Origin of the sequence: Caulobacter zeae (assembly GCF_002858925.1) — a bacterium.
In the GTDB taxonomy this organism is placed as follows: domain Bacteria; phylum Pseudomonadota; class Alphaproteobacteria; order Caulobacterales; family Caulobacteraceae; genus Caulobacter; species Caulobacter zeae.
On the sequence record NZ_PJRS01000011.1, the window covers coordinates 137,118 to 163,852 of the forward strand.

Annotated in this window: 27 protein-coding genes; 10 read left to right on the forward strand and 17 right to left on the reverse strand. The window is 70.6% G+C overall.

The features are described from left to right. Nucleotides 1-109 precede the first annotated feature (109 nt). Nucleotides 110-1,444: a TonB family protein gene (locus tag SGCZBJ_RS05340; protein ID WP_101716984.1), complete on the forward strand. Its 1,335-nt coding sequence runs from the start codon at nt 110-112 to the stop codon at nt 1,442-1,444. Nucleotides 1,445-1,670: 226 nt separating this feature from the next. Beyond that, a complete protein-coding gene (locus SGCZBJ_RS05345; protein WP_101716985.1) occupies nt 1,671-1,865 on the forward strand; it encodes a hypothetical protein in 195 nt (64 codons plus the stop codon). A gap of 129 nt (nt 1,866-1,994) precedes the next feature. Here SGCZBJ_RS05345 and SGCZBJ_RS05350 read toward each other — a convergent pair whose 3' ends face one another. The 6 genes from SGCZBJ_RS05350 to SGCZBJ_RS05375 form a co-directional block, all read right to left on the reverse strand. Beyond that, on the reverse strand, nt 1,995-2,336 hold the full coding sequence (locus SGCZBJ_RS05350) for an endonuclease domain-containing protein (protein WP_101716986.1): 342 nt from the start codon (nt 2,334-2,336) through the stop codon (nt 1,995-1,997). Nucleotides 2,337-2,475: 139 nt separating this feature from the next. After that, nucleotides 2,476-3,975, reverse strand: coding sequence for a sensor histidine kinase (locus SGCZBJ_RS05355; RefSeq protein ID WP_101716987.1), 1,500 nt, complete (start codon nt 3,973-3,975; stop codon nt 2,476-2,478). A 9-nt stretch (nt 3,976-3,984) separates the two neighbouring features. After that, nucleotides 3,985-4,719: a TVP38/TMEM64 family protein gene (locus tag SGCZBJ_RS05360; protein WP_101716988.1), complete on the reverse strand. Its 735-nt coding sequence runs from the start codon at nt 4,717-4,719 to the stop codon at nt 3,985-3,987. Beyond that, nucleotides 4,716-5,783, reverse strand: a complete 1,068-nt coding sequence (locus SGCZBJ_RS05365) for a quinone-dependent dihydroorotate dehydrogenase (protein ID WP_101716989.1) — start codon at nt 5,781-5,783, stop codon at nt 4,716-4,718. Before SGCZBJ_RS05365 ends, SGCZBJ_RS05360 begins: the two co-directional genes overlap by 4 nt. Further along, the gene (locus tag SGCZBJ_RS05370; RefSeq protein WP_101716990.1) at nt 5,783-6,121 is read right to left on the reverse strand and encodes a DUF952 domain-containing protein; all 339 of its coding nucleotides are present in this window, start codon (nt 6,119-6,121) and stop codon (nt 5,783-5,785) included. Before SGCZBJ_RS05370 ends, SGCZBJ_RS05365 begins: the two co-directional genes overlap by 1 nt. Next, a complete protein-coding gene (locus SGCZBJ_RS05375; RefSeq protein ID WP_101716991.1) occupies nt 6,118-6,645 on the reverse strand; it encodes a SixA phosphatase family protein in 528 nt (175 codons plus the stop codon). Before SGCZBJ_RS05375 ends, SGCZBJ_RS05370 begins: the two co-directional genes overlap by 4 nt. 135 nt (nt 6,646-6,780) lie before the next feature. On the opposite strand from SGCZBJ_RS05375, the gene metX reads away from it, so the two are divergent. The 4 genes from metX (at nt 6,781) to SGCZBJ_RS25365 (ending at nt 9,857) form a co-directional block, all read left to right on the forward strand. Continuing rightward, nucleotides 6,781-7,938: a homoserine O-acetyltransferase MetX gene (gene metX / locus SGCZBJ_RS05380; protein ID WP_101716992.1), complete on the forward strand. Its 1,158-nt coding sequence runs from the start codon at nt 6,781-6,783 to the stop codon at nt 7,936-7,938. Nucleotides 7,939-8,080: 142 nt separating this feature from the next. Continuing rightward, nucleotides 8,081-8,746, forward strand: coding sequence for a methionine biosynthesis protein MetW (gene metW, locus SGCZBJ_RS05385; RefSeq protein ID WP_101716993.1), 666 nt, complete (start codon nt 8,081-8,083; stop codon nt 8,744-8,746). Then, nucleotides 8,743-9,486, forward strand: a complete 744-nt coding sequence (locus SGCZBJ_RS05390; protein ID WP_101716994.1) for an endonuclease/exonuclease/phosphatase family protein — start codon at nt 8,743-8,745, stop codon at nt 9,484-9,486. Before metW ends, SGCZBJ_RS05390 begins: the two co-directional genes overlap by 4 nt. 113 nt (nt 9,487-9,599) lie before the next feature. Continuing rightward, complete coding sequence (locus tag SGCZBJ_RS25365) at nt 9,600-9,857, forward strand: hypothetical protein (RefSeq protein ID WP_133149194.1); 258 nt, start codon at nt 9,600-9,602, stop codon at nt 9,855-9,857. 49 nt (nt 9,858-9,906) lie between these two features. Here SGCZBJ_RS25365 and SGCZBJ_RS05395 read toward each other — a convergent pair whose 3' ends face one another. The 3 genes from SGCZBJ_RS05395 to SGCZBJ_RS05405 form a co-directional block, all read right to left on the reverse strand. Then, nucleotides 9,907-11,415: a phospholipase D-like domain-containing protein gene (locus SGCZBJ_RS05395; RefSeq protein ID WP_101716995.1), complete on the reverse strand. Its 1,509-nt coding sequence runs from the start codon at nt 11,413-11,415 to the stop codon at nt 9,907-9,909. Nucleotides 11,416-11,661: 246 nt separating this feature from the next. Then, a complete protein-coding gene (locus SGCZBJ_RS05400) occupies nt 11,662-12,006 on the reverse strand; it encodes a P-II family nitrogen regulator (protein WP_058348648.1) in 345 nt (114 codons plus the stop codon). Nucleotides 12,007-12,034: 28 nt separating this feature from the next. Then, nucleotides 12,035-12,850: a class I SAM-dependent methyltransferase gene (locus SGCZBJ_RS05405; RefSeq protein ID WP_101716996.1), complete on the reverse strand. Its 816-nt coding sequence runs from the start codon at nt 12,848-12,850 to the stop codon at nt 12,035-12,037. A 91-nt stretch (nt 12,851-12,941) separates the two neighbouring features. Here SGCZBJ_RS05405 and gloB point away from each other — a divergent pair, with 91 nt between their 5' ends. Both gloB and SGCZBJ_RS05415 read left to right on the forward strand, forming a co-directional pair. Further along, nucleotides 12,942-13,688, forward strand: a complete 747-nt coding sequence (gloB, locus tag SGCZBJ_RS05410) for a hydroxyacylglutathione hydrolase (RefSeq protein WP_101717255.1) — start codon at nt 12,942-12,944, stop codon at nt 13,686-13,688. After that, nucleotides 13,685-14,146: a cupin domain-containing protein gene (locus tag SGCZBJ_RS05415; protein ID WP_101716997.1), complete on the forward strand. Its 462-nt coding sequence runs from the start codon at nt 13,685-13,687 to the stop codon at nt 14,144-14,146. The genes gloB and SGCZBJ_RS05415 overlap by 4 nt, the downstream gene beginning before the upstream one ends. Nucleotides 14,147-14,451: 305 nt before the next feature. On the opposite strand, the gene SGCZBJ_RS05425 is transcribed toward SGCZBJ_RS05415, so the two are convergent. Together SGCZBJ_RS05425 and mtgA are read right to left on the reverse strand one after the other, a co-directional pair. Further along, nucleotides 14,452-14,991, reverse strand: coding sequence for a GNAT family N-acetyltransferase (locus tag SGCZBJ_RS05425; RefSeq protein WP_101716998.1), 540 nt, complete (start codon nt 14,989-14,991; stop codon nt 14,452-14,454). A 115-nt stretch (nt 14,992-15,106) separates the two neighbouring features. Further along, nucleotides 15,107-15,784, reverse strand: coding sequence for a monofunctional biosynthetic peptidoglycan transglycosylase (gene mtgA, locus SGCZBJ_RS05430; protein ID WP_101716999.1), 678 nt, complete (start codon nt 15,782-15,784; stop codon nt 15,107-15,109). Between the two features lie 105 nt (nt 15,785-15,889). On the opposite strand from mtgA, the gene SGCZBJ_RS05435 reads away from it, so the two are divergent. Continuing rightward, nucleotides 15,890-16,552, forward strand: a complete 663-nt coding sequence (locus tag SGCZBJ_RS05435; RefSeq protein WP_101717000.1) for a nitroreductase — start codon at nt 15,890-15,892, stop codon at nt 16,550-16,552. Nucleotides 16,553-16,632: 80 nt separating this feature from the next. Next, nucleotides 16,633-17,154 carry a hypothetical protein gene (locus tag SGCZBJ_RS05440; RefSeq protein WP_101717001.1) on the forward strand — a complete coding sequence of 174 codons (522 nt, stop codon included), beginning with the start codon at nt 16,633-16,635 and terminating at the stop codon, nt 17,152-17,154. Nucleotides 17,155-17,380: 226 nt separating this feature from the next. Here SGCZBJ_RS05440 and trxA read toward each other — a convergent pair whose 3' ends face one another. The 6 genes from trxA to tsaE form a co-directional block, all read right to left on the reverse strand. Then, complete coding sequence (gene trxA / locus SGCZBJ_RS05450; protein ID WP_101717002.1) at nt 17,381-17,716, reverse strand: thioredoxin; 336 nt, start codon at nt 17,714-17,716, stop codon at nt 17,381-17,383. A 121-nt stretch (nt 17,717-17,837) separates the two neighbouring features. After that, complete coding sequence (addA, locus tag SGCZBJ_RS05455; RefSeq protein WP_101717003.1) at nt 17,838-21,296, reverse strand: double-strand break repair helicase AddA; 3,459 nt, start codon at nt 21,294-21,296, stop codon at nt 17,838-17,840. A gap of 151 nt (nt 21,297-21,447) precedes the next feature. Beyond that, nucleotides 21,448-24,402, reverse strand: coding sequence for a double-strand break repair protein AddB (gene addB / locus SGCZBJ_RS05460; RefSeq protein WP_101717004.1), 2,955 nt, complete (start codon nt 24,400-24,402; stop codon nt 21,448-21,450). Next, on the reverse strand, nt 24,399-25,103 hold the full coding sequence (gene murU / locus SGCZBJ_RS05465; RefSeq protein ID WP_101717005.1) for an N-acetylmuramate alpha-1-phosphate uridylyltransferase MurU: 705 nt from the start codon (nt 25,101-25,103) through the stop codon (nt 24,399-24,401). Before murU ends, addB begins: the two co-directional genes overlap by 4 nt. 20 nt (nt 25,104-25,123) lie before the next feature. Then, complete coding sequence (gene amgK / locus SGCZBJ_RS05470; protein ID WP_101717006.1) at nt 25,124-26,209, reverse strand: N-acetylmuramate/N-acetylglucosamine kinase AmgK; 1,086 nt, start codon at nt 26,207-26,209, stop codon at nt 25,124-25,126. Beyond that, a complete protein-coding gene (gene tsaE / locus SGCZBJ_RS05475; protein ID WP_101717007.1) occupies nt 26,199-26,693 on the reverse strand; it encodes a tRNA (adenosine(37)-N6)-threonylcarbamoyltransferase complex ATPase subunit type 1 TsaE in 495 nt (164 codons plus the stop codon). Before tsaE ends, amgK begins: the two co-directional genes overlap by 11 nt. Nucleotides 26,694-26,735: the final 42 nt, after the last annotated feature.

The window sequence follows — 26,735 nt, forward strand, 5'->3', positions numbered from 1 at the left end:
GGAACCCTTGCCGAGCGCGCCTTGCACGGTTGCTGACGCCGGGTGGCTGGGCTATGGCTCAGCCCTGGGTCGAGTATGCGGGCGGGGGCCCGAGACCCGAGGGGGCGTCGTGTCTTTCATTCGTTTCGGTTCGGTCGCGGCCCTGCTGGTGCTGGCGGGTCTTCCCACGTCCTCGAATGCGGCCGAGGAGGGGCGGCTGGTGTTCGCCGCTCGGCCCAAGGCGTCGGAGATCAAGGCCGCGTTTCCGGCCGGGGCCACCGTCACCGGTGACGCCGAGGTCGAGTGCGTGGTCGCCGACAAGGGCGCGCTGGCCGACTGCAAGGTGCTGAGCGAGTACCCGATGAACCGCGGCTTCGGCGCGGCCGCCCTGGGCCTGGCCGATCGCTACAAGGTCAAGGTCAAGGACGAGGCCGGCGCTTCGAGCATCGGCCGCAAGGTCTCCTATTCGCTCGAGTTCCTGGCGCCCGGCGACGCCAATCCGAACTGGGTGCGCAAGCCGACGGGCCAGGACCTGGCGGGCGTTTTCCCGGTCGCCGCGGTCAAGGCCGGCAAGGACGGCCGGGCCGTTATCCGCTGCCGGGTCACGACCGAGGGCTTCCTGGACCGTTGCGCGGTGCTGTCGGAAAGCCCGGCGGGCCTGGGCTTCGGCCATTCGGCCCTGGCGCTGGCCCCGCAGTTCCTGATGAGCCCCAAGATCCGCGCCGGCCAGCGCGTCGAGACCGAGGTCACGGTGCCGATCAACTGGGCGGGCCTGGCCGAGGGCGGTTTCGCGTCGGTCAGCAAGGAGCGGCTGATCCTGGATCCGCCATGGAAGTCGGCGCCCAGCCTGGCGCAGGTCGAGGCCGCCTGGCCCAAGGCCGCCGCGGGCGAGGACAACGGCCAGGCCGCCCTGCGCTGCGGGATCAAGGAAAGCGGCGCGCTGGACGACTGCGAGGTGATCTCCGAACTGCCCAAGGGCAAGGGGTTCGGCAAGGCGGCTCTCGGGCTGGCTGATCACTTCAAGGTGTCGATAGGGCCGGGCGACGCCAAGATGGTCAAGCTGATCCACGTGGACGTGCCGTTTCGTTTCCGGCCGCCGGGCGCGACCGGCCGCCAGCTGACCAAGCCGCGCTGGATCCAGATGGCCGACGCCGAGGGGCTGGCCATGGCCTTCCCCCAGGCCGCCCGCAAGGCGGGGGTGAAGAACGGCCTGGGCGTGGTGTCCTGCACGGTGACCATCGAGGGCCGGCTGGCCGACTGCGAGGCCGCGCGCGAGGAGCCGGCGGGTCTGGACTTCGCTGCTTCGGCGATGATCGTGGCCGGCTCCATGCGGATGAACCCGTGGACCAAGGAAGGCGATCCGGTGGACGGCCAGCGCATCCGCCTGCCGATCCGCTTCGAAGGCGTCGAACTGGAAGAGGAAGAGGGGGCCGCCGAGGCCCCGACGGCGGCGGCCAAGCCCTGAGGCTCGATCCCGCCAAGGCGGCGCTTTGCAACCAGTGTTCGCCCAAATGAGGCGAGATCGCCCTTAAGGCGCCCCATGCTGGACCTGTGGGCGGTTTACAGGCAAAAGCACGTCCGCCCGTGAGGCGGATGTGATCCGTCTGGCGGAACCTGGGAACCTCAGGGCACGTCAGAGGCTTGGTTCCCTACGAGTAAAAGCGCCCTCCCCGACGCGGATACTGTTGAGCATGACCTTGAAGAAGACCATCGCCCTGGGCCTTGGCCTGGGAAGTTGCAGCCTTGTGGTCGCCGGCGTCCTGGCGACCGGCGTTCTGGCCCCGCCGTCCGCGCCCGACGCGATGACCAGCGAGCCCGTCGAGCTACGCGCGCCCCTGGCGCCGGCCGAGCAGGGCGCGCCCCTGCCCAAGCAGTACGAGGTCTGAGGCTCGAAGCCTCTCCGACCTCCTGATTTCCCGTCATTTCCGCCCTTGTGGTGGAAGTTGCCCATAAGGAATCCCTCTCTCTTAGAGAGAGGGAGGGGCCCGCGCCGCAAGGCGTGGGAGGGTGAGTGGTTACGGCCTGGCCGACCGGAGCGCGGACAGTAGCTCGTCGGCGGTCCCGCCGGGATCGGCCAGGACCCGCTCGTTGCGGAACCTCAACACCACGTATCCAAGCTGCTGCAGCGTTTCGGTGCGCTGGTCGTCATAGTCTTCGCGACCGTCATGAGCCGCGCCGTCGAGCTCCACAATCAGCTTGCCCGCCTCGCAGACGAAGTCCGCGAAATAGCGATCGATCGCAATCTGCCGCATGAACTTGAAGCCTGAGAGGCGACGGTTGCGGACAAGGGCCCAAAGCGTCTTTTCCGCCTGGGTTTGCTTCTGACGAAGGCGGCGGGCGTAGGCGGTCCTGTCCATCAGCAAAGCCTGGACGCTGCGCTCGCGCCTTTTCAATCAAAGGAATGGGGATTTTTCTGCGAGGACGAAACCACTCACCCTCCCACCGCTGCGCGGCGGGCCCCTCCCTCTCTCTAAGAGAGAGGGATTCCTCGGGCGGCTAAGGCTTCGACTTCGCCGGCTCACCCTCTTCTGGGGCCGGCGCGGGTTCAGGGGCGCCCGCCAGGGTCAGGTCGAACACCGAGCCGCCGGGGCCGGTCTCCACCAGCGCGAGATCCCCGCCGTGGCCCTGGGCCAGCTCGCGGGCGATGGCCAGGCCAAGGCCGGTGCCGCCGCGGCGCACCGAACCCACGAACGGCTGGAACAGGTTGGCCCGCGCCCGGGCCGGCACGCCGGGACCGTCGTCCGACAGTCGAAGGTGGCTCATGCCGTCGGCGCGGCGCAGCTCGACGAACACCCGGCCCTTGCCGCTGCGGTCGGGCGCGCCCTCGATGGCCTCGCGGGCGTTGCGCAGCAGGTTGGTGAGGATGCGGTGCAGCTGGTCGGGGTCGGCCTGGATCTGCTCGCGCGGGTCGATCACCGTCTCCAGGGCCACGCCCTGCGGGGTGAGGCCGGAATCCTCGGCCGCCATCTCCAGCGCCGCGCGCAGGCCCACGGTGCGGATCACCGGCGCCGGCTCCTTGGACTTGCCATAGGCCATGACGTCGCTGGCCAGGGTGATGGCGCGGTCGAGAGCCCGTTCAAGACGCGGCAGGGCCTGGGCCACCTTGGGGTCGCCCAGGGCGGCCAGGCGGTCAGACGCCATCTGGGCGCTGGTCAGCATGTTGCGCAGGTCGTGATTGATCTTGGCCACCGCCTCGCCCAGGGCCGCCAGGCGGGCCTTGGCCTGCAAGGCGGTGCGCAGGTCGGTCTGCATGGCGTCGAGTTCGGCCTCGGCGCGGCCGATCTCGTCGCGGCGGCGCGACACCACGACACGGGCCTCGGGATCCTCGGGATCGGCGCGGAAGCGCTCCATGGCCTTGGTGATGCGCTGCATGGGCCGCACCAGCAGGAAGTTCAGCGACAGGTAGATCAGGCCCCCGGCCAGGCCCGCGGCGAACAGGGTCACGCCCGCCAGGCGCCAGAAGTTGGCGATCAGGTGGGCTTTCAGCGGGGCGTCGGGCAGCACGATCTCGACGAACTCGGCCTCCTGGCGGAAGCGCGGCTCGGCCATCACCCGCACCAGGCTGCCGGGCTTGCTCTTGAGGGTGAAGAACGGGGCGGCCAGCCACGAGCCGGGGTTCTGGCCGCGCAGGTCGACCAGGTAGGGCTGTTCGATGGCGCGCGGCTCGGTGGGCAGGACGAGGCGGCGTGCGCCGTCCACCTGCAAGGCCACGATCACCACGCCGGCCTGGTCGAGCAGGCGTTGCGAGACCTGGTCGGTGACGCGGCGCTCGGGGTCGGCGTCGGCGATGGTCGAGGCCAGTTCGGCGGCCCGCACCCGGTCGAGCAGCCACTGCTTTTCGAGGTCGGCCAGGGCCGGCGGCAGGATGAAGGCGCCGGCCAGGAACACGAAGAGGGCGGTCAGCAGCAGCAGGCGCGCCGACAGGCCGCCGGGCCACGGAAGGCGTCTTCCGGGCGGCTTGTCGGGAGCGGCGGGCGGCGTGACCGGTTCGGCCATTCGTCTGGGTTACTTCACGTCGGCGGCGGGGGCAACGCGGCGCCTGCGCGCGGCCTTCCAAAGCGGCGGCAGCAGGGCCAGCACGCCCAGCCCGATGATCGGCATGTAGATGCGCGGCGAGGCCAGGGTGGCCAGCGTCACCGGGTCGCCTTCCGCGAACAGGTGGCCCAGGCCCGAGCCGATCCCGGCATAGACGAAGGAGCTCGGCGCCATGCCCAGCACCGAGGCCAGCAGGTAGGTGCGCAGCGGGATCTTCATCAGGCCCGAGGCGACATTGACCAGCAGCAGCGGGAAGGCCGGGATCAGCCGCAGGGTCAGCAGGTAGGAGAAGGCGTCGGCCTTGAACCCGTCCTCGATCCTCGTCAGCAGGGCGCCGGGCTTGCGGCGCAGGAAGTCGCCGAAGGCGGTGCGGCAGGCCGCATAGACCACGGTCGAGCCGCCGGTCACGCCCATCAGGGCCAGGAACCCGCCCAGCGGTCCGAACAAAAAGCCGGCGCTGAGCGACAGGATCAGAGCGCCGGGCAGCGAGACCGACACCGTGGCGACGTAGACCGCCACATAGATCAGCGCGCACTGCAGCGGGTGATGATGGGCGAAGGCCTGCAACGCCTCGCCCTCGGCCTGCAGGGTTTCGATCGAGAGCTTGCCGGCCAGGCCGGACGCCAGAGCCGCCACGAGCAGCAGCGCCAGGACCGCCAGCGGTCCGAAGCGTCGCAGCCAGGCCAGGCTCTGGTCGGGGATCATGCGGCGCCGATCGCGTCCGAGACGCTGGCGAAGCCCTCGGCCCGCAGGCGGGCGGCCAGGTCCTTCTTGATCCGCACCACCAGGCCCGGGCCGCCGTAGACCAGGGCCGAATAGAGCTGCACCGCGCAGGCGCCGGCCTTGATCTTGGCCAGGGCGTCGGCGCCGCTGGCGATGCCGCCGGCCCCGATCAGCGCCACGCGCCCCTTGGCGGCGGCGTGGAATTCGGCGAGCACCCGGGTCGAGGCGACCAGCAACGGCGCGCCCGAAAGCCCGCCGCCCTCGCCCTTCTGCGCCGACTTCAGCGTGTCGGGCCGGGCGATGGTGGTGTTGGAGACGATGATCCCGTCCAGGCCGCAGGCCAGCACGGTCTCGACGATGGCCTCGACCTCGCCCTCTTCAAGGTCGGGGGCGACCTTGAGGAAGATCGGATAGTCGGCGCCGTCCTTCTTCAGGCCCGTCCGGGCCTCGGCGATGCGGCCCAGCAGTTCCTCCAGCGCCGCCTTGGTCTGCAAGGCGCGCAGGCCCGGCGTGTTGGGCGAGGAGATGTTGACCGTGAAGTAGTCCGACAGGCCCCACAGGCGGGTCAGGCCGGTGACGTAGTCGCCGATCCGGTCTTCGGCGTCCTTGTTGGCCCCGATATTGGCCCCGAACACGCCCAGGCGGTCGGCGTGGGCGTGCTTGCGGGCGGCCAGGCGCGCGGCGAAGGGCTCCAGCCCCTCGTTGTTGAAGCCCATGCGGTTGATCACCGCCTGATCCTCGGTGAGGCGGAACAGGCGCGGGCGCGGATTGCCGGCCTGGGCCAGGGGCGTGACCGTACCGGCTTCCACGAAGCCGAAGCCGGCGGCCAGCATGGCGTCGGGAACCTCGGCGTTCTTGTCGAAGCCGGCGGCCAGGCCCACGCAGTTGGACAGTTGCAGGCCCGCGACGCTGGTGGCCAGGATCGGATCGTCGACGCCGCCGTCGCGCGGGCCAAGGCCCCACTTCAGGCCGCGGATCGCCCAGCCGTGGGCGTCTTCGGGATCCAGCGCATGCAGGGCGCGGGCGGCGATGTCGTGCAGGGTCATCAGGAGAGACCCAGCTGCGGCACGCCGTCGGCGTCGAGCGCCAGCGGCTTTTCCGAGATCGCCTCGGACGGATCGAGGCTGCGGAAGAGGTGCGGGAACAGGGCCCCGCCGCGCGAGGCCTCCCACTTCAGCTCAGGGCCGAGCGCGTCGGCGTCGAAGCCGACCAGCAGCAGGTCTTCCTGGCCCTTGAAATAGAGGGCGGCGGTCTCCTGGGCCTGGTCGGCGGCGGAGAGGTGGATGTAGCCGTCGGCGTGGTCGATGGGCGCGCCGGTGAACTGGCCGGCCGCCTTGGCCTCGTCCCAGAGCGTCTTCGGAAGGATCTTGTAGACCAGGGTCATTCGCCGCCGTGCCCGCCGTGTTCGGATGCGTAGAAGACGCGCGCCAGCCGCGGGGCGCCGGACGCGTCGATGTCGAAGACCGCCGCCGTGGCGGTGGGAAAGCGCGAGCGCAGCTTGGCCATCTCGCCGGCCTCGGCGGGGCCGCCCTGCGCCAGGCCCCCTTGGGCCAGACGCAGCGAAAGATCGTGCAGGCCCGGATTGTGGCCGACCACCATCACCGTGCCGGCCGGGGCGTCGGCTTCGCGCACGGCGGCCAGCACCTCCTGCGCCTCGGCGTGATAGAGATTGCGCAGCACCTGCGCGGTCGCGCCCGGAAAGGCGACGGCGGCGGCCTCCCAGGTCTCGCGGGTGCGGCGGGCGGCCGAGACCAGGACGAGGTCGGGCGAAAGGCCTTCCGCAGCCAGGGCCGAGGCGATCAGCGCCACGTCCTGGCGGCCACGCTCGGCGAGCGCGCGCTCGAAGTCGCCGCCCTGGGCGGCGTGCCGCTCGGCCTTGCCGTGGCGCATCAGGATCAACCGGTCCATGCGGCTCTCCATAGAGCGGTTTTAAAGCTGGGCAAATGGCGAGAAACGCCGTCGCGACGATCTCCTCTTAAGCGGCGCGCCGCCGGGCGCAAAGCGTATGGTTGACACCTTCGTCGACAGGCGGTCCAAGGCGACATGGCCGACCTTGATCTGGACGTTTCCGCGCCGCTCGGCGGCGGTGTCTGGCGCTTCCCCGCCGACCGGCCGCTGGTGCTGGATTCCGGCGCGAAGATCAGCGGCCTCGAGGTGGCCTACCAGACCTACGGCTCGCTGAACGCGGATGGGACCAACGCCGTCCTGATCTGCCACGCCCTGACCGGCGACCAGTACGTGGCCTCCACCCACCCGACCACCGGCAAGCCCGGCTGGTGGACGCGCCTGGTCGGTCCTGGCCGGCCGATTGACCCGGCCCGGCACTTCGTGATCTGCGCCAACGTCATCGGCGGCTGCATGGGCTCCACCGGCCCGGCCTCGATCAATCCGGCTACCGGCGAGCCCTACGGCCTGTCTTTCCCGATCATCACCATCGCCGACATGGTGCGGGCCCAGGCCATGCTGATCGACGCCCTGGGCGTCGACACCCTCCTGGCGGTGGTCGGCGGCTCGATGGGCGGCATGCAGGTGCAGCAGTGGGCGGTGGACTATCCCGACAAGCTGTTCAGCGCCGTGGTCGTGGCCTCGACCTCGCGCCACTCGGCCCAGAACATCGCCTTCCACGAGGTGGGCCGCCAGGCGATCATGGCCGATCCCGAATGGCGCGGCGGCGCCTATGCCAGCCAGGGCTCGCGGCCCGAGAAGGGCCTGGCCGTGGCCCGCATGGCCGCCCACATCACCTACGTCTCCGAGCCGGCCTTGCAGCGCAAGTTCGGGCGGGAGCTTCAACGCGACGGCCTGTCCTGGGGCTTCGACGCCGACTTCCAGGTCGAGAGCTACCTGCGTCACCAGGGGGCCAGTTTCGTCGACCGCTTCGACGCCAACTCCTATCTCTACATCACCCGGGCCATGGACTATTTCGACCTGGCCGCGCCGCATGGCGGGGTGCTGGCCAACGCCTTCAAGGCCGCCCGCGACGTGCGGTTCTGCGTGCTCAGCTTCACCAGCGACTGGCTCTATCCAACCTCGGAAAGCCGCCACATCGTCCGCGCCCTGACCGCCGCCGGCTGCCGCGCCGCCTTCGCCGAGATCGACAGCGACAAGGGCCACGACGCCTTCCTGCTGGACGAACCGGTGATGGACGCGGCGCTTACGGGGTTCATGGCGTCGGTGGAACGCGAGCGGGGGATCGGGCGATGATCGATTTCAAGGAACCTCCCCCTGTGGGGGAGGCGATCGCGCAGCGATCGGTGGGGGGAGTGTTGCGGAACCTGGCAATCGCTTCGAAAGCTGAAAACGGCCCCCCTCCGGCCCTCCGGGCCACCTCCCCCAGGGGGGGAGGATCGCGATGATGATCCGCGAGGACTTCCGCGAGATCCTGCGCCTGGTCCGTCCCGGCGCGCGGGTGCTCGACGTCGGCTGCGGCGAGGGCGCGCTCCTGGAGCTGCTGACCCGCGAGAAGGCGGTCGACGGCCGCGGGCTGGAGATCAGCGCCCACGGCGTGGCCGCCTGCATGGCGCGGGGGCTGTCGGTGGTGCAGGGCGACGCCGACCAGGACCTTGACCACTTCCCCGACAAGACCTTCGACTATGCGGTGCTGTCCCAGACCTTGCAGGCCACGCGCAATCCGCGCCACGTGCTGGACGAGCTCCTCCGCATCGCCGACCGGGCCATCGTCTCGTTCCCCAATTTCGGCCATTGGCGGGTGCGCTGGTCGCTGATCAGCCGGGGGCGGATGCCCGAGACCAAGGCCCTGCCCATGCCTTGGTGGTCGACGCCCAACATCCACCTGTGCACCCTGGCCGACTTCATGGCCCTGACCGATGACCTGGGCGTGCGGGTCGACGCCAGCGCGGCCTTCGCCGGAAACGGCCCGGCGCGCGCCATCGACCCGACCAAGGCGCTGGAGAACTGGCGCTCGGAGACCTGCCTTTTCCTGCTCAGCCGCGGAACGCCCGCTGAGCGTGTGGAACCGAGCGCCGTTTCAGGCGATCTTCTGATCCCATGAAGCTGCGGCTGATGACCTACAACGTCCACCGTTGCGTGGGCGGCGACCGCAGGCTCGACGTGGAACGCGTGGCCGAGGTGATCTCGGCCCACGAGCCCGACGTCGTGGCCTTGCAGGAGCTCGACGTCGGCCGGCTGCGCACCGGCCATGTCGACCAGGCCCACCGCTTGGCCGAACTCCTGAAGATGGGCTTCCACTTCCACCCGGCCATGACGGTGGAGGAGGAGCTCTATGGCGACGCCATCCTCACCCACCTGCCCGAGAAGCTGATCAAGTCCGGCCCGCTGCCGTTCTATCGCGCCGTGCCGGGGCTGGAGCCGCGCGGGGCGCTGTGGGTCGAGGTGATGGTCGGCGACAAGCCGGTGCAGATCATCAACACCCACCTGGGCCTGATCCCGCAGGAGCAGAAGCGCCAGGCCGCCGCCCTGGTCGGCGAGGCCTGGATGTCGTCCGACCGCTGGAAGGCGCCGGGCGTGCTGCTGGGCGACTTCAACGCCACGCCCTATTCGGCCACCTATCGCCTCTTGAAGGCCGCCGCCCGCGACGCCCAGAGCGTTTCGGCCGGCTGGGCCAAGGCGCCCACGGCGACCTTTCCGTCGACCTTCCCGTTCATGCGCATCGACCACGTCTTCCTGACCAAGGGCCTGAAGACGCTGAACGTGTTCTCCCCCTACGACGCCATGGCCCGGGTGGCCTCGGACCACCTGCCGCTGGTGGTGGACCTGGAGATCGAGGTCTGACATTTATATTGATTATGAAGTGAAATATTTTTCAAAATATTCAGATTTTGAACGTTTGACAGCAGTGAAAGTATCGCCTTCTCTATTGGTATTATGTCGCGAGGAGTTTTGAAATGAATGTTTCGCATCTATTTTTGATGCCGACGGGGGCCATTTTTAGTGCCGATTTTTTGTCGGCCCAGGATATAATTTACATGCATAGAATGGGGTTTCAGGAGAAAAATGATGACGGCATCAGGAAAGTTTTTCTGAAAATTCTTCCGGCTGGATGTTTATATAGCAATCCAGGTGAAGACATTGCCGATCTTCGGGCAGAGGGAGAGAGGTTGCTCGTGTCGGAGTACGTTATTTCTGGCGTTCAAATCCACTAAATCCGCATTGCGGCTCTGAGTGTATCTGTCTTCGAGCGCTTGAGCTGGTCTACAGCTGCAAATGCTCCGGCGGCGGGGGCGGCGGAGCCGTCAGCCTCGCCAGGTCGTGCTTGAGACGCTTGCGGCGGCCCCAGGGGCGCCAGGCGTCGTCGGGGGCGATGGCGTCGCCCAGGCTCCAGTCGGCGACGAACTTCTTCAGGCCCTTCAGCGGCATGACGCCCACGGGCTCGAGCCGGCGCGGGCCGGTCCTGCCGTCCAGCGCCTCGATGGCGGGGCCAAGGCCGCCGTGCTCGATGAAGGCTTCCAGCACAAGCTCGGTCTCGACGCCCAGGAAGTGCCCGATCAGCCGGCCCAGGAAGGCGGCGATGGCCAGGCGCTGGTCCTCGTCGCGGGCCTCGAAGCCGATGTCGCACTCGGTGTCGAGGCCGATCGATCGGTTGTTGAGATTGGCCGAGCCCAGCCGCAGCACTCGGTCGTCGGCGACCGCCACCTTGGAGTGGACGATGATCGGCGCGCCCTTGGGCGTGCGGGCGCTGAAGGCGTAGAAGCGGCCGTGGACGTCGACCTCGCGCAGGCGGTTGAGCGCCGCGGTGCGGGCGCTGTCCATGGTGATCTGGTCGAAATAGCTGGGGCTGCGCGCGGGGCCCACCGTCACCACCTCGGGCCCGTCCGGCTCGGCCAGGCGCTCGGCCAGGGCTTCGACCACGATCGGCGAGGTCAGGTACTGGTTCTCGATATAGATCAGCCACTGGGCGGTGCGGATCATCTCCAGGTGCAGCAGCAGGCACTCGTTGATCTCGGCGTCGCGGCGCCAGTGCGGCTGGGTGCGGGCGATGGCCACCGGCAGGCGGCGCAGCACCGGCGCCAGGTGCTCGGGCCAGGGGGCGACCAGCGGGCGCTCGGGCGGATCGAGGGTCTCGCCCGTGGCCTTGCGCCAGCGCTCGGCGAAGAGCTCGGCCAGGGCCCCGGCGACGGGCCCGTCGACCAGGGCGGCGACCTCGTGGCGGGCCGGGTAGTGGTGGCCCGTGGGCAGGCGCCGGCGCGGGTCGTTGTCGAGGTGGGCGGTGGTGTCCCAGCGGTCGACGCCGATGTCGCCGCCGCTGACCAGGGCCGTGACGCCGTCGACCACCACCACCTTCTGGTGATGGCAGGCGCTGGCGGGCAGGGTGTTGTCCAGCCGGTACTTGACCTTGGAGCCGGCGAAGAAGGCCGCGCCCCGCTGCGGGCCGAACAGCTGCGAGGCGGCGATCGGGAACGGCATGTCCCAGGCCAGCACCCGCACGTCCAGCGCCGGGTTCAGCGCCGCCTGACGGCGCAGCAGAAGGCCGATGCGGTCAGCGTGGACGGGGTCGCGGCTCTTCTTCACCCGGTCGGGATCCAGGCGGGTGAGCGGGTCGAACACCCAGGCCAGGATCCAGATCGAATGCTTGGCCGCCAGCAGCATGGCCTTCAGCGCGTCGAAGGCTTCGTCGTTGTCGATGAACAGCGCCAGGCGTTCGGCGGTCTCGACCCGCCAGCAGGTCGAGCCGGGACAGAAGACGGTTTCGATTTCGGCCATGTCGCCCCTACGCCCGTACTGCCACCTGAAACGCGCGAGGCAGTTTAAGGCTCCGCTTGTGGCCGCGGCTTGTCCTAAATCATCCCGCTTGCAAGGGAGCTGATCGGGTTGCTCAGGTGGTTGCGTGGTCCTCGTCCGTCGACGAGCTCAGGATGAGGACCATTTCACGCTCGGCGGCCGAAAAACCTCATCCTGAGCCTGTCGAAGGGCGAGGTTTTCATCTCAGAACGCGGAAGGCTTCGAGCCTCAGCCGGCGATGGCGGCGGCGTCGCGCTCGCCCGTGCGGATGCGCAGGGCCTGTTCCAGGTCGAGGACGAAGACCTTGCCGTCGCCGATCTTGCCGGTGTTGGCGGTGCGTTGCAGGGCCTCGATCACCGCGTCGGCCACGTCGGTGGGCACGGCGATCTCGAGCTTGACCTTCGGCAGCAGCTTCACCTCGTACTCGGCGCCGCGATAGACCTCGGTCTTGCCCTTCTGGCGGCCGTAGCCGCGCACCTCGGTCACCGTCAGGCCCGAAGCGCCGGCTTCCGTGACCGCCTCGAGCACGGCGTCCAGGCGGCTGGGCTTGATAACGGCGACGATCATCTTCATGGCGCGAATTCCCCTCTACGCGGCCGGTTTACGGCTTGGTCGGCGACTCAAGGCTAGGCCCTGGCGCCACAGCTTCCAATAGTATTCCGGTCCTTACGGTTCCCGGCGCCTTTCGAACAGGCGCCACGCCGGCGGGCGCGGGCGGCATGACCGGGGCGAACACCCGGGCGCGGGCCCGGCTGCCGCGCGGCTTGACCGCGAAGGTCTGCTTGACGGCTTCCATCAGGATCAGGCCGGCGAACCGCGGCCACAGGCGCGCGCCGACCTGCTCGAAGCCCTCGGCCCAGCCCACGGTGAAGCCGGCGGGCGGCGCATAGAGCGCCCGGGTCCAGCCGGCGGGCTCCAAATCGGCTTCGCGCAGCAGGCTTTCCAGCTGGCTGCGGCTGAACGGGCGGCCGTGGCCGAAGGGCGTGCCCTCGGCGCGGGCCCAGACGCCGTCGCGCGAGGCCACCGCGACGATCAGCCGGCCCGACGGCGCCATCACCCGCCACAGCTCGCGCAGCACGGCGGAAGGGTCGTCGGCCTCCTCCAGCGCGTGGACGGCCAGGATCCGGTCGAACATGGCGTTGGGAAAGGGCAGGGCGGTCTCTTCGACCAGGGCGGCCTGGTTGCGCTCGCCCACCGGCCAGACCTCTACGCCCTGCGTCGCGGGCATGGCCGCCACCACCCGGCGGGCCTTGGCGCGGCATTCGTCGAGGAAAGGCGTGGCGTAGCCCAGGCCCAGCACGTCCAGGCCATTGGCGTCGCCCCAGGCCTCGGCCACCTTGCGGCCGAGCATCTCCCGCGCCACCCGGCCCAGCGGGGCGGCGTAGAAGGCTCTGAGGTCGAGCACGTCGCGGCGCATTGTCTCTCCGGGGCGTCGAGGCCATCTATGTAGGCGGGCGAATCCTCCGCGTCACGCCCGCCGACCCCCGTCCGTGACCGAGGCCGATCGCATGCCGCTGCAAATCCACCAATTCCCCTGCCTCTCCGACAATTACGGCTTTCTCGTGCGCGACGTCACGACGGGGAAGACCGCCTGCATCGACACGCCGGAGGCCGACGCCATCCTGATGCAGCTGGAAAAGCTGGGCTGGGGCCTGGACTTCATCCTCAACACCCACTGGCACCCCGACCACGCCGGCGGCAACGAGGCGATCAAGGCCGCCACCGGCGCGACCATCGTCGGCCCGCAGGAGGTGACCCGCATCGCGCCCCTCGACCGCGTGGTGGCCGGCGGCGACGTGGTCGAGCTGGGCGAAACCCGGTTCTTCGTCATCGACAGCGGCGGCCATACGCTCGGGCATGTGGCCTATCACGATGCGGCCGACGGCGTGGCCTTCGTCGGCGACACCCTGTTCGCCCTGGGCTGCGGCCGGATGTTCGAGGGCGATCCCGAGCAGATGTGGGCGTCGCTGTCGCGGCTGGCCGACCTGCCTGACGACACCACCGTCTACTGCGCCCACGAATACACCGCCTCCAACGCCCGCTTCGCCCTGTCGGTCGACAGCGATCCGGCTCTGAAGGCCCGCACCGACCAGGTGTTCGCCGCCCGTGAGCGCGGCGAGGCCACCGTGCCCACCACCATCGGCCTGGAGAAGGCCACCAATCCGTTCCTGCGCGCCCCGGCGCTGCGGCCGGGCCTTGCGCCCGCCCAGGCCTTCGCCGAGATCCGCGCGGCCAAGGACAGTTTCAAGGGATGAGTACGATGAGCGTTGCGGGGATTTCGGGCGATCTGGGCGCGAAGGAGATCGTGCGCCTGCTGAACATGCAGCCCCACCCCGAGGGCGGCTGGTACGTGCGGATGTTCGAGGATGCGCCCAACGCCGAGGGGCGCCCGGCTTCGACGGCGATCTATTACCTGCTGGAGGCCGAGCAGATGTCGGCCTGGCACCGCATCGACGCGGTCGAGGTCTGGCACTGGTACGCCGGCGCCCCGATCCGCCTGACCCTGTCGCCGCCCGACGGCGTCGGCGCCACGCCCCACACGCTTGGCCCGGATCTCCGCGCCGGCTGCCGCCCGCAGGTGGTGGTGCCGGTCGGCTGGTGGCAGACGGCGGTGTCGCTGGGGGCCTGGACCCTGGTCGGCTGCACCGTGGCGCCGGGGTTCAGGTTCGAGGGCTTCGAGCTGGCCCCGGAAGACTGGCGGCCGAAGGTTTAGGGGGCGAGCAGACCCCCTCAGTCGCTCCGCGACAGCTCCCCCAGAGGGGGAGCATCTTCCTGGAGCCGACGCCAATAGATCCTCCCCCTCTGGGGGAGGTGGCCCGGAGGGCCGGAGGGGGGACGTTTTCAGCTGTCGCTGAATTGGAAGTCAGCCGCTCCCAACTCCTCCCCCGTGAGACGGGGGAGGTGGCGCGCTGTGGATACGCAGCGTGACGGAGGGGGCGACCGCATCCTCTGAGCCCAGTCTCGCCCCCTCCACCACTTCGTGGTCCCCCTCCCCCGCTTGCGGGGGAGGAGTGAAGATCACCGCCTCTTCCACTCCGCCCTGGTCTGCCCCCAGACGTCATTCGGCAGGTCCTGGTACGGCGCGGGCAGCGGGTGCGCCCCCCGGTTCCTTGAGCCCAGCCGCGCGGCCACCTGCTGGGAGGGCGTATTCTCGGGGTGGATGCAGTGGATCACCTCGTCCCAGCCCAGGTGGTCGAAGGCCCAGTCGATCGCGGCCTGGGCGGCCTCGACGGCGTAGCCCTTGCCCCAGGCGCTGCGCAGCAGGCCCCAACCGACTTCCGTGCCGGGCCAGCCTTCCGGACGCCACGGGCCGATGCGGCCCACCCACAGGCCGGTGTCCTTGGCGACCAGCGAGAACATGCCAAAGCCGTTGATCGCCCACGAGCCGGCCATGCAGGCCATGCCGCGCCAGGCGGCCTCGCGGGTCTGATAGCCGCCGATGTACTGGGCGGCCTCGGCGTCGCCCATCAATTGCGCCCAGCCGTCGAGGTCATGGGCGGCGGTCGGGCGCAGGATCAGGCGGGCGGTCTCAAGCGTCGGACCGGGGGCGATGGCCATTGTCGTTTCCTCCCGTTGTGCGAAACCCTCGTCCTTCGACAGGCTCAGGAAGAGGTTTTCGAATGTCGTTCAGTAGCCCTCATCCCGAGCCCGTCGAAGGATAAGGGGCGGTTCCTCAGATCACGCAGGCTTCGAGCCCGTCGCGGCGCACCGTGCCCGAGGCCGCGCCGATCCGGCGCGAGCGCTTCTGGACGTAGCGGCCGGGCTTGACCGCCTTCCACTTCAGGGGGCTGGGCAGGATCGCCGCCAGCCGCGCCGACTGGGCGGGCGTCAGCTTGGCGGCGCTGACGCCGAAATAGCGCTGGGCGGCGGCCTCGGCGCCGTAGATGCCGGGGCCGAACTCGATGGAGTTCAGATAGACCTCCATGATCCGCTGCTTGCCCCAGCCGATCTCGATCAGCACCGTGAACCAGGCCTCCAGGCCCTTGCGCAGGTAGGAGCGGTCCGGCCACAGGAAGACGTTCTTGGCGGTCTGCTGGCTGATGGTCGAGCCGCCGCGCACCTTCTTGCCCTTCTCGTTGTTCTCGTAGGCCTTCTGCAGGGCCTCGACGTCGAAGCCGTGGTGCTCGCAGAAACGGGCGTCCTCGGCGGCGATCAGGGCGCGCGGCAGGCTGGGCGAGACCTTGCTCAGCGGCCGCCAGCGGTGGTCCCAGCCCTTGCCCTCGACGGCGCGGATGACCATCAGCGGCGTCGCCGGCACGGGCACGAAGCGATAGACCAGCACCGCCAGGATCGGTCCGGCCACCAGCACGATGAACAGCGCCAGGAAGATGTTGCGCAGCAGAACCTTCAAACCCGACGCCCCTTGCCTTGACCTAGCGGCGCGATGCTAGCCAACGATCGACGCCCTGTCTCGCGATAGGGCGCGTTGGTTAGGGAGCGCTTTATGCCGGATGCGATGAGTGTTTCGAAAGCGGTGGCCGAACGGTTCTCGGCGCGGGCGTTCAAGGCCGACCCGGTGCCCGGTGAAACGGTGCGAGCCATACTCGAGGCCGCCGCCCGCGCGCCCTCGGGCGGCAATCTTCAGCCGTGGAAGGTGCACGCCGTCGCCGGCGACGTGCTCGCCGACTTCAAGGCCAGGGTCGCCGCGCGCCTGGGCTCGCCCGACGAGGCGCAGTACGCGGTCTATCCGGCCAATCTCTGGGAGCCGTTCCGCAGCCGCCGCTTCCAGGTGGGCGAGGACCTCTACGGGGCGCTGGAAATCCCGCGCGAGGACAAGATCGGCCGCCTGCGGCAGTTCGCCCGCAACGCCGAGTTTTTCGGGGCGCCGGTGGGCCTGTTCTTCTCCATCGACCGCAACCTTGGCCCGCCGCAGTGGTCGGATCTGGGCATGTACATGCAGACGGTGATGCTGCTGGCCACCGAACGAGGCCTGGCCACCTGCGCCCAGGAGTTCTGGTCGGCCTACGGCGCCCTCTCTGCCGAGTTCCTGGGCCTGCCCGACGACCACATGGTGTTCTCCGGCATGGCGCTGGGCGTGGCCGACGAGGCCGCGCCGGTGAACGCCTGGCGATCAAGGCGGGACGATTTCGAGGCCTGGGGGGAATTGCGGGGCTTCTAGGCGCCGCAACCTTGCCGAGGGTGTTGCGCACTCAGGGTTGCGGGCCTAGCGTCGCCAAAAGCGTTGGAGGAAGTGACCCCATGAAGATGATCCTCGCCGGCCTGGCCGCCCTGTCGTTCGTCGCCCCGGCCGCGGCCCAGGAGTGGCCCCAGCAGGACTGGCGGGTCAGCAAGATCACCAACCTGTCGGCCCAGCTGCCGATCAGCGCCCTGTCCGACGGCGGCGTCAGCATGACCTACCCGGCGGGGCTCTACAGCCCGGAGCGCCGCAGCATCCGCCCCGCGCCCGCCGGCCGCCAGAACATCGCCGTGGATGTCGGCTCGATCCAGCGCGAGGGCAAGGTCGCCCTGGTCCGCTACTTCGTGTGGCCGGAGGACAAGTCGAGCTACACCGAGATCTCCTCGCGGATCGACTGCGGCCGGACGGGCGAGCAGATCAACGCCGTGCGCGTCTATGACGGGGACTTCAGCCTGATCGGCGGCCATGACCAGAAGCTGCGGCGCACCGACGCCACGGCCCGCGCCGTGGCCACCCAGGTCTGCGGCGCGGCCCGCAGCAACATCAGCGGCAAGTCGCTGCCGGAAATCGTCAAGGGTGGCTGAGGCCCGCGCCCGGAAGGTATGTCCTGAGTGCGGCCTTGTCTTCAAAGGCAATGGCTGGGATGGCGTCGACGCCCATTGGCGATCGAAGCACGAGAAGGTCATGCCCTACGAAGAGGCCTGGCCTCTGCTCCAGAGCGGCAAGTACGCCTCGGAGACAGGACGAGAGCCCAAATGAGAAAGCCCCGGCCGAAAGGCCGGGGCTTCTGCTTTTCGAGGCGAGGCCGCTTTAGGCGGTCTGCTTGACGCCGGCTTCGGCCAGCCACTCGACGATCTTGCTCTTGGGCATGGCGCCGACCTTCATCGAAGTCATCTGGCCGCCGCGGAACAGCATCATGGTCGGGATGCCGCGCACGCCGTAACGGGCGGGGGTCATCTGGTTTTCGTCGATGTCGATCTTGGCGACCACGACCTGGTCGGCGAGCTCTTCGGAGATCTGCTCCAGGGCCGGGGCGATCTGCTTGCACGGGCCGCACCACGTGGCCCAGAAGTCGACGAGCACGGGGCCCTCGGCTTGCAGGACGTCTTGTTCGAAGGTGGCGTCGGTCACCGCAACGGTGCTCATGGTCTGGCTCCTGGCTGGCGCGGCGGGTCGGGGGCGATCGCGGCGCAAGATTGATAACAGTGGCGGTTGCGACCGCCTCTTGGCTGAAGATGTAGGCGCGGGGCGCGCGTCCGGCAATAACTCAGAAGAGGCGCGAAAGAGCCGCCGCCCGCACGTTTTCTGGAACGGCCATCAGTTTGGGGCCATCCGTCCACACGATCGCCGCCTCGATCCGCCGCCCGGGGAAGATCTCGGCCAGCACCGCCGCATAGACCGCCATCTGCGACAGATAGGCCGGATCGGCGTCCTCGATGCGGTCGGGCGAGGGGCGGTTGGTCTTGTAGTCCACCACCAGCACCCGGTCGGGCGCGACCACCAGCCGGTCGACCCGGCCAGAGATCGCCATGCCCGCTGGCAGGGCCGCGGCGGCGCCGGCCAGCGAGGCCTCGGCGCGCGAGCCAGGGCCGAACACGGCGGCGAAGCGGTCGTCCTCGAGCACCCCAAAGGCGGCGGCGGTCATCTCGGTGCGCTGGGCGTCGGTCAGGTCGCGCTCGGCCGCCAGCAGCCGCGCGGCGGCCGCCCGGCGTCCGGCCGGCGCGATGTCGGGCAGCAGTTGGAGCAGCCGGTGGATGATCTCGCCCCGGCGATAGCGGCCCAGGCCTTCGATCTTCGCCAGCGGCGAGGGGGCCGAGCCGACGGCGTCCTCTTCGGCCTCAAGCGCCGAGGGCGCGGCCCAGCGGGCGCCGGCCGAGACCGGTTCCGCGGCCCGCCGCGCCCAGTCGGGCAAAAGCGCGGAGGGCGTCTCGACCAGCTCGGCGGCCGGTGGCGCGGGCAGGGGATCGGGGCCGTAGCGCAGCACCCCGGTCTCCTCGTCGATCGTCCGTACGTCCTCGGCCACCTTGGGATGGGCGAAGGCGGCGCGGGCGGCGGCGTACCAGCCGCCGACGTTCTCGTCCTTGGTGCGCGCGTCGATGCGGCCGCACAGCACCAGCCGGTCCCGGGCCCGGGTCAGGCCCACATAGAGCAGGCGATAGGCTTCCTGCTGGGCCTTGTCTTCGCGTAGGCGCCGCGCCGCCGCCGAGGCCTCGCAGTCCTGCTTGCCCGAGGCGCACCACAGGAAGCCCTTGTCGGCCGTGGCCAGCAGCGGCGAGCCGCGCGCCCCGCCCTTCATCGTCGTCTCGGGCAGGAAGACGATCGGCGCCTCCAGGCCCTTGGCGCCGTGAGCGGTCATCACCCGCACCTGCCGGCGCACGCCCTCCATCTCGCGCTTGACCACGATGTCGAGCGCGGCGAACTCGGCCACCAGGGTCTCCAGGTCGCGAACGCCGCGGGCTTCGGCGTTGGTGATCTGGGCCAGGAACTCGTCCAGGGCGTCGGCGGCCTCCTCGCCCAGGCGGGTGAGGGCGCGGGCGCGGTTGCTGACGTGGTTGGCGTCCAGCTTGCCCAGGAACAGGGCGTAGAACTCGTAGGGTTGCCGGCGGCGGCGGGCGGTCAGCGCCCAGTCCAGCAGGGCGTGGGCCTCGCGCCAGGCCGGGCGCTCGTCGGCCCGCGCCGAAAGCACGCCCCACAGCGTTCCTTTCCGCCCCTTGGCCAGGGCGTAGAGATCATCGTCGGTCAGCGCGCAGAACGGGCTCTTGAGCAGAGCCGCCAGAGTCAGGTCATCGTCCGGGAACAGGCAGAAGCGGCCCAGCGCCAGCAGGTCGTCGAAGACGATGTGGGCCGACAGCGACAGCCGGTCGGCGCCGGCCACCGGCACGCCGCGCCGCTTCAGGGCCCGCAGCACCTCTTCGAACAGCGCCTTGCGCCGCCGCACCAGCACCAGCACGTCGCCGTAGTGGGCCGGGCGCCAGACGCGGGCGTCCTTGTCGAACACCGCGTCGTTCCGCTCGACCAGGGCCTTGATCTCGGCGGCGATCTTCTCGGCCAGGCGGCGGTTGGCGCCCTGCTCGGTCTCGACGTCGAGCGGCGCGTCCCAGGCCTCGCGCTCGGCGGCGGCCGGCTCGCGTTCCAGCGGCCACAGGTCGACGCAACCCGGATGGTCCTTGCGGAAGGCCACGTGGGCGGGGATGTCCTCGCCGGTGGGGGCCAGGCCCAGCCGGGCGTCGGGGGCCTCGAACAGGGCGTCGACGAAATCGAGCACCTGCCGGGTCGAGCGGTACGAGGTCGACAGCGGCACGGACTTGCCCACCCGGCCCACGGCCTCGATGCGGGCGATATAGCCTTGTGTTTCGATCAGCAGCCGCTCGGGCTGGGCGCCCTGGAACGAATAGATCGACTGCTTCTCGTCGCCGACGATGAACAGGGTGCGGCCGTCGGCCGCCTTGCCGTCGTGGCCCGGGGCGCCGGCGCCGGCGAAGAAGTCCTCGGTCAGGGCCGACAGGATTTCCCACTGCTCGGGGGCGGTGTCCTGGGCTTCGTCGAGCAGGATGTGCGACACCCCGCCGTCCAGTTTGTAGAGCACCCAGGCCGCGTCGACCCGCTTGGTCAGCAGGTCGCGGGTCTTCTCGATCAGGTCGGAGAAGTCGAGCGCGCCGTGGGCCTGCTTCTCCTCGATGAACTTGGCCAGGTACAGGATCGCCAGCCGCATGACCGCGACGCTGTCCTCGGCCACCTTGGCGGCGCGCAGGAACTCACGGGCTTCCTCCAGGCGCTGCTGCTCGGCCAGCAGGCGTTCGCGCAGGTCCTCGCGGCTTTTCAGGCCCGAGGTCTTGGCCACCCAGGTCACCGGCGTGCCGGCGCCCTTTTCGGTGAACAGCAGGGCCAGGGCGGCGTCCAGCGACGGCGCCTGCGCCACGGCCTTCATGATCACAGCGCGCTCGGAGTCCTGCTTGCCGCCGCCCGACAGCACGTCGGCGACCGAGCGCCAGAAGACCGGGTCCAGGTCGTCCATGGCCTGGGCGGCGATCTCCTCGACGGTGGTAGGCTCGGCGAAACCGCAGACGCTCCAGATGTCGGCCTCGACGCCCTCCAGGCCGCCGCAGCGCTCGCGGTAGGCGGCGATGGCCGCGCGCTGGTGCTCGAAGGTGGCGAACATCGCCTCGAACGAGGCGAAGTCCAGCGCCACCGAGAAGCGGGCATAGGCCTGGGCGAAGATGTCGTCGCTGTGGGTGACGTGGTCGGCCAGCTTGTGCAGCGCGGCCTGGGCCACGGCGGCAGAGGCGCTGTCGTCCATCACCTCGAAGCCGGGCGACACCCCGGCCTCGATCGGGAAACGCCGCAGCAGCTTCTCGCAGAAGGCGTGGATGGTCTGGATCTTCAGGCCGCCGGGGGTCTCGAGGGCTTTCGCGAACAGGCTGCGGGCCTTGGACAGGGCGACCGCGTCGAACTCGCTCTCCGGCCGGTCGACCAGGCCGGCGATCTCGGCGCGCAGGGCTTCGTCGCCCGTGACGCACCACTTGCCCAGGCGGTCGAACAGGCGGTGCTGCATCTCGGCGGCGGCGGCCTTGGTGTAGGTCACGCACAGGATCGCCGCCGGCTCGGCGCCGCCCAGCAGCAGGCGCGCGACCCGGTCGATCAGGGTCTTGGTCTTGCCCGAGCCGGCGTTGGCCGTGACGAAGGCCGAGATGGCGGGGTCGGCGGCGAGGCGTTGGGGGTCGATCATCGGGATCCTCCCCCTCTGGGGGAGGCGATCGCGAAGCGATCGGTGGGGGGAGCCTTTGCGACATGGGCCACCGAGCGGGAAGCTGAAAACGCCCCCCCTCCGGCCTTCGGCCGCCTCCCCCAGGGGGGGAGGATCTTTGACGCCGCCCCCCTCATTCCCCGTCCCCCTCGTCGCCGCTGGTCGACCACTCGAACACCCGCGCCAGATGGCCGTAGTCGCCGGCGTGGTCGTGCACGAACTGCGGCGCGGTGCGCGACAGGTAGGGGCGGTCGGGGTCGTCGTACTTGCGGATCAGCTCCACCAGGCCGTCGAAGGCCTTGCGGGCGGCCTCCTCGCTTTCGGGGCCGGCGGCGGCGCGGGTCTGCTCCTCGCCGGCTGGGCGGCGGCCGGTGACGCGCACATAGGTCAGGTCGCCCGGCGCGCGCGGGCCGATCGCGGCAAAGCCGCCCTCGCGCAGGATCGCCGCCGTCAGGGTCAGCTGCGGCGAGAAGCCGGTGTCGACCTGCTTCTGGCTGGGCGCGGCGCCGGTCTTGTAGTCGAGGATGTGGGCGGCCGCGCCGTCGCGAGTGGGCTCGATGCGGTCGGTCTTGGCCGTCAGGGTGAAGGGCCGGCCATCGACCTGGAAGGTGATCTCGCCGGCGGCCTCGACCACGATCTTTTCCGCCCCCGCGCGGCGGCGGGCCTCCAGGTCCATGACCCACAGGGCGGCCTCGCGGGCCAGGGCGCGCTCGCGGGCCAGGGCCGAGGGCGGCATGCCGGCGGCGACCAGTTCGGCGATGTAGAGGCCCTCGAAGATCTCCGCGCCGTTGGCCGGCAGGGCGTCCGGATAGGTCAGGGCGAACACTTCGAAGGCCGCGTGGATCGCCGTGCCGCGCGCGCGCGCCTCCACCGGCTCGTCGGGCCGATCGAGGGGATAGAGCTTGAGAATATCACGCGCCCACACTGAATAGGGATCGCGCGTCAGGGCCTCGACGCGGGTGACGGCCATCCTGCGCGGCCGGTCCTCGACCGGCGGGCAGGGGGCGGGGCGCTTGACCGGGGCGTAGGGGCCCGGCGCGTCCAGAGCCCGGGCCCAGTCCAGCACGTCGGGACGTTCGGTCAGGGAGAGGCCCGCGCCGCGCGCCAGGGTCTTCATCCGCCACAGCCAGCGGCTCTCGACGGCCGGCGCGCCGCCGCGACGCTGGCTGTGCACCAGGATCACGTCGGGGGCGCTGGCGGCCTGGGCGAAGTCGTGGGCGGTCAGGCCGATCTTGCGCTCGGGCGGCGGCAGGCCGAGCTTGCCGCGCATCGGCCGCGACAGGAACGGGTCGATCGGCGCGGCCTGCGGCCAGACGCCTTCCTCCAGCCCCGCCAGGATCAGGCGGTCGGCGCGGACCAGGCGGGCCTCGATGGCGCCCAGCATGCGCAGCTGCGGATGGGTGGCGCCGCCGACGCGCAGGGTCTCCTCGTCGACCAGCCGGCCCAGCAGGTCGAGGAAGCCCAGCGGATTGGTCGGCGGCAGGGCCTGGCCGTCGTCGATCAGGGCCGAGATCAGCGCCGCCAGGGCCTCGCCGCCCGAACCGGCCCACAGGGCCGAGGGCTCGACCAGGCTTTCCAGCGCCTTGGTCAGGGCCTCGGCGGCCAGGTGCGGCGGGGCGACGGGCGCGCCGGCATAAGGCGCGCAGGCGATCTCGACGGCGGCGTGGATGCGGCGGGCCAGGTCCACGGCCTCGGGGTATTCGGCGATCCGGCGTTCCAGCGCGGCGGCGTCGACGGGGGCGGGGCCGCGCAGGCCGTATCGTTCCAGGGTGCGGGCGGCCTCGTCGGCCTTGAGCAGCGGGTGCTTGGCCACCGACAGCAGGCCGACCGGATCCAGCGGCGCCAGCACCAGATTGGCCAGCTTGCGGGCCAGCACGGCGGGGGGCGAGGCGGCCAGCGGCGCGCCGGCCGAGCTGTCGGGCACGACGCCCCAGCGGGCTAGATAGAGGCCCGCCCGGCGGGCCAGCTGCTGGTCGGGGGTGACGAGGGCGGCGGTCTTGCCAGGGGTCTCCAGCGCCTCGCGCAGCAGGAGGGCGCAGGCCAGGGCGGCCTCCTCCTCGCCCGAGGCGTTGACCAGCGACAGGCCCGACAGGCCCTCGGCGATCGGGTCGAGGCTTTCGGACTCCGCGCGCAGCTTGGCGATCTGGGCCAGCCAGTCGGCGGTGGCCTCGGCCGGGCGCAGGGCTTCGTTGACCAGGCGGCGGCGCCAGCGGCCCCGGCTGTCGGCCTCGGTGCGCCAGCGGCGCACGACGCCGCGATCGACGCCCGCGCGATGGAGCAGGCGGCGCATGGCGCCCTGCGGGTGTTGTTCGCCGACCTGCTCCCAGGCGTCGGTCGCCAGGTCCTCGTCGAGACCGGGCAGCACCACATAGCCCTGCGGCGCGCGCGAGACGGCGATCAGCAGGTCCGCGGTGGCCGGGGCAGTGCCGGTCGAACCGGCGGCGACCAGCACGCCTTGCGGCGGGTTGGCGGTCCACTGGTCGGCCAGGGCGCGCAGCAGGCGCACCCGCCGCTCGCTGACGTCCATCAGGTCGAGGTCCCGCAGGCGGGCGTTCCAGCCCTCGACCATGGCCCTGATGAACCGCGCCGAGACCTGCCAGTGGGCGGCGAGATCGCCGTCGGCCAAACCATCGAGGCGCTCGATGATCGGGACCTCCTCGATCTGGCAGCTGTCGAGCAGGTCGGACACGGCCTTGGCCATCTCCAGGGCCTGGCCGGCGCTGGGCGGGCTGTCGAGCAGCGAGGCGTTGTGGTGCACCAGGCGCGCCAGCTCGAACCGGCGGCGGCGGCTGGAGACGGCCGGCGGCAGGTCCAGGGCCAGGTCGCCCGGCTCGAACGGCGGCTCGCCCTCGTCGAGGTCGCCCAGCGGACGGATCTGCGGCAGCAGCACGGCCCGCCCGCCGTTCACCGCCAGGAAGGCGTCGGCCAGCGCTCTTGCGCCCCGGCGCGTAGGCGTCAGCAGGGTGGCGTGCGACAGGGCGTCTGGGCCCAGATGCGACAGCCGCTCGACGAGGCCGGCGGCCACGTCGTCGACGAACGGCCGGTGGGCCGGGATCGAGAACCAGCCGGAACCGGCCGGGCCGCTCATCCCGTGTGCGCTCCGGCGAGCTTGGCCTCGGCCTCGTCGCGCGCGCCGGGATCGCCCACGTGCATCCAGAAGCCGTCCATCACCACGCCGTGGACGCGGCCCTGCGGCGCCAGCCTGCGCCAGATGGTCGCCAGCGAGAACGCGCCTTCGGGGCCGTCGTCGACCAGGCCCGGCTTGCAGATGTGCACGCCCATGTAGGCGTAAGGGGCGCTGGGGGCCTCGCCCCGGAAGGTCAGGGCGCCGTCTTCGGCCATGAAGAAGTCGCCGGCCCCGTCGAAGCCCAGGGTGCGGTCCAGCCGCGCCAGCAGCAGGCAGACGTCCATCTTTTCCGGATCCCAGGCCTTGGCCAGGCTGTCGATCGCGGGGGCGCCGTCCTGCGTCCACACGGAGTCGATATTGGCGACGAACACCGGATCCTCGCCCAGCAGCGGCCGGGCCTTGCGCAGGCCGCCGCCGGTCTCCAGCAGTTCGCCGCGCTCGTCGGAAATGACGATCTGCGGCGCGCCGGCGCGGGTCTTCAGGTGGCCTTCCAGCCGGTCGGCGAAGGCGTGGACATTGACCACGGCGGTCTCGACCCCGGCCTCGGCCAGGCGATCCAGCATGTGGTCGATCAGGGTGCGGCCGGCGACCTCGACCAGGGCCTTGGGGCGGTCGTTGGTCAGGGGGCGCATGCGGGTGCCCAGGCCGGCGGCCAGCACCATCGCTTTCTTGGGGGAGGCGCTCACGAGCGGACCTCCGCTGGCACGTGGGCGTCGAACCAGGCCTTCAGCCCCGCCAGCGCCGGATCGGCCAGGCAGCTGTCGAGATAGCGCCACAGGCGCGGCATGAAGCTCTCGTACTTCGGCTTGCCGTCGCGGGTGACCAGGCGCGCGAAGATGCCGAGGATGCGGGCGATGTTGAGCGCGCCCAGCGCGTGGTAGTCGGCCAGGAACTGCGTGCGGTCGAGGTCCGGGCGGGCCGCCAGATAGCGGTCGAGGCCGCGCTGCTCGATTTCCGGCGACACGTCGCGACGGGCGTCGTGCAGCAGCATCGAGAAGTCCCAGGCCGGGTGGGCGACCACGGCGTCCTGGAAGTCGATCAAGCCGACGCGGGCCGCGCCTTCGCGCTTCGGCAGCCACAGCAGGTTCTCGGCGTGATAGTCGCGGTGGCAGAACACGCTGGCGCCGGCCTCGCCCCGGGCGCGGATCGGCGTCCACAACGCCTGCCAGTCGGCGAGGGCGGCGGCGTCGAAGGTCACCGGCTTCAGCTTGGGCAGCCACTCGACGAACAGGTCCTGGGCCATCTGCAAGGCCAGGTCGTCATAGGTCAGCAATGGCCAGGTCGAGCCGCCGGCCTCCAGCACCGCCGGAGGCCTGGCCGCGTGCAGGGCGACCAGCGCGTCGACGGCGGCGTCGTACATCAGGGGCTCGTCGCCGCCGCTGGCGATCACGCTGGCGTAGAGGTCGTCGCCCAGGTCTTCCAGCACGGCCAGGCCCAGGGCGGGCTCGGCGGCCAGCACCTCGGGGGCGGAGAGGCCCTGCGCGCGCAGCCAGCCGGCCACGGCCACGAAGGCGTCCACCCGGCCGGCGGCCAGGCGGTAGGCGGCGTTGAAGCCCAGGGCTCGGCGCTCGTCCGGCGTGGCGCCGGGCGGGCAGGGCGCGGTCTCCAGGGCCGGCGGCTGGTCCATGAAGATGAAGGTCGCATCGCCGCGATGGAGGCGCTCGTACGAGCGGGTCGAGGCGTCGCCGCCCAGCGGCTGGCGGCGGACGTCGCCGTAACCGTGGCGGGCCAGGAACTCGGCCTTCAGGGTCTCGCGGTCAGAGCTCAAGCTTGCGTTCCTTGAAGGCGCCGAAGGGGGTGATGCGGACGCGGCGGGCTTCGCCGGCCGTATCGTCCAAAACAGGTGAAATCTCTACATCGAGTCGGTGCGGGGGCAGGCGGCCCTCCAGGCGCTGGGGCCACTCGATCAGGGCCGCGCCGTCCTCCAGCGCCTCGATGAGGCCGATCTCGTAGGCCTCGTCCGGATCCTCCAGGCGATAGAGGTCGAAATGGGCCAGCGGGAACTCGGCGGCCTCGTAGAACTGCACCAGGGTGAAGGTCGGGCTGGGCACCTCTTCCTCGGGCGAGGTCAGGGCCCGCACCAGGGCCCGGGCCAGGGTCGACTTGCCCGCGCCGAGCGGGCCGTAGAGGCACAGGGCCGCGCCGGGAAACAGGACGGCGGCCAGGCTGGCGCCGAGGGCCTGGGTGGCGGCCTCGTCGGGCAGGTCGATTTCGAGGGGAGCGGCGCCCTCGGGCGCCTGTGGCGTAGACATCGCGCCAATCTAGAGTCCCCCGCGCGCGCCTCAAGCGGCTTT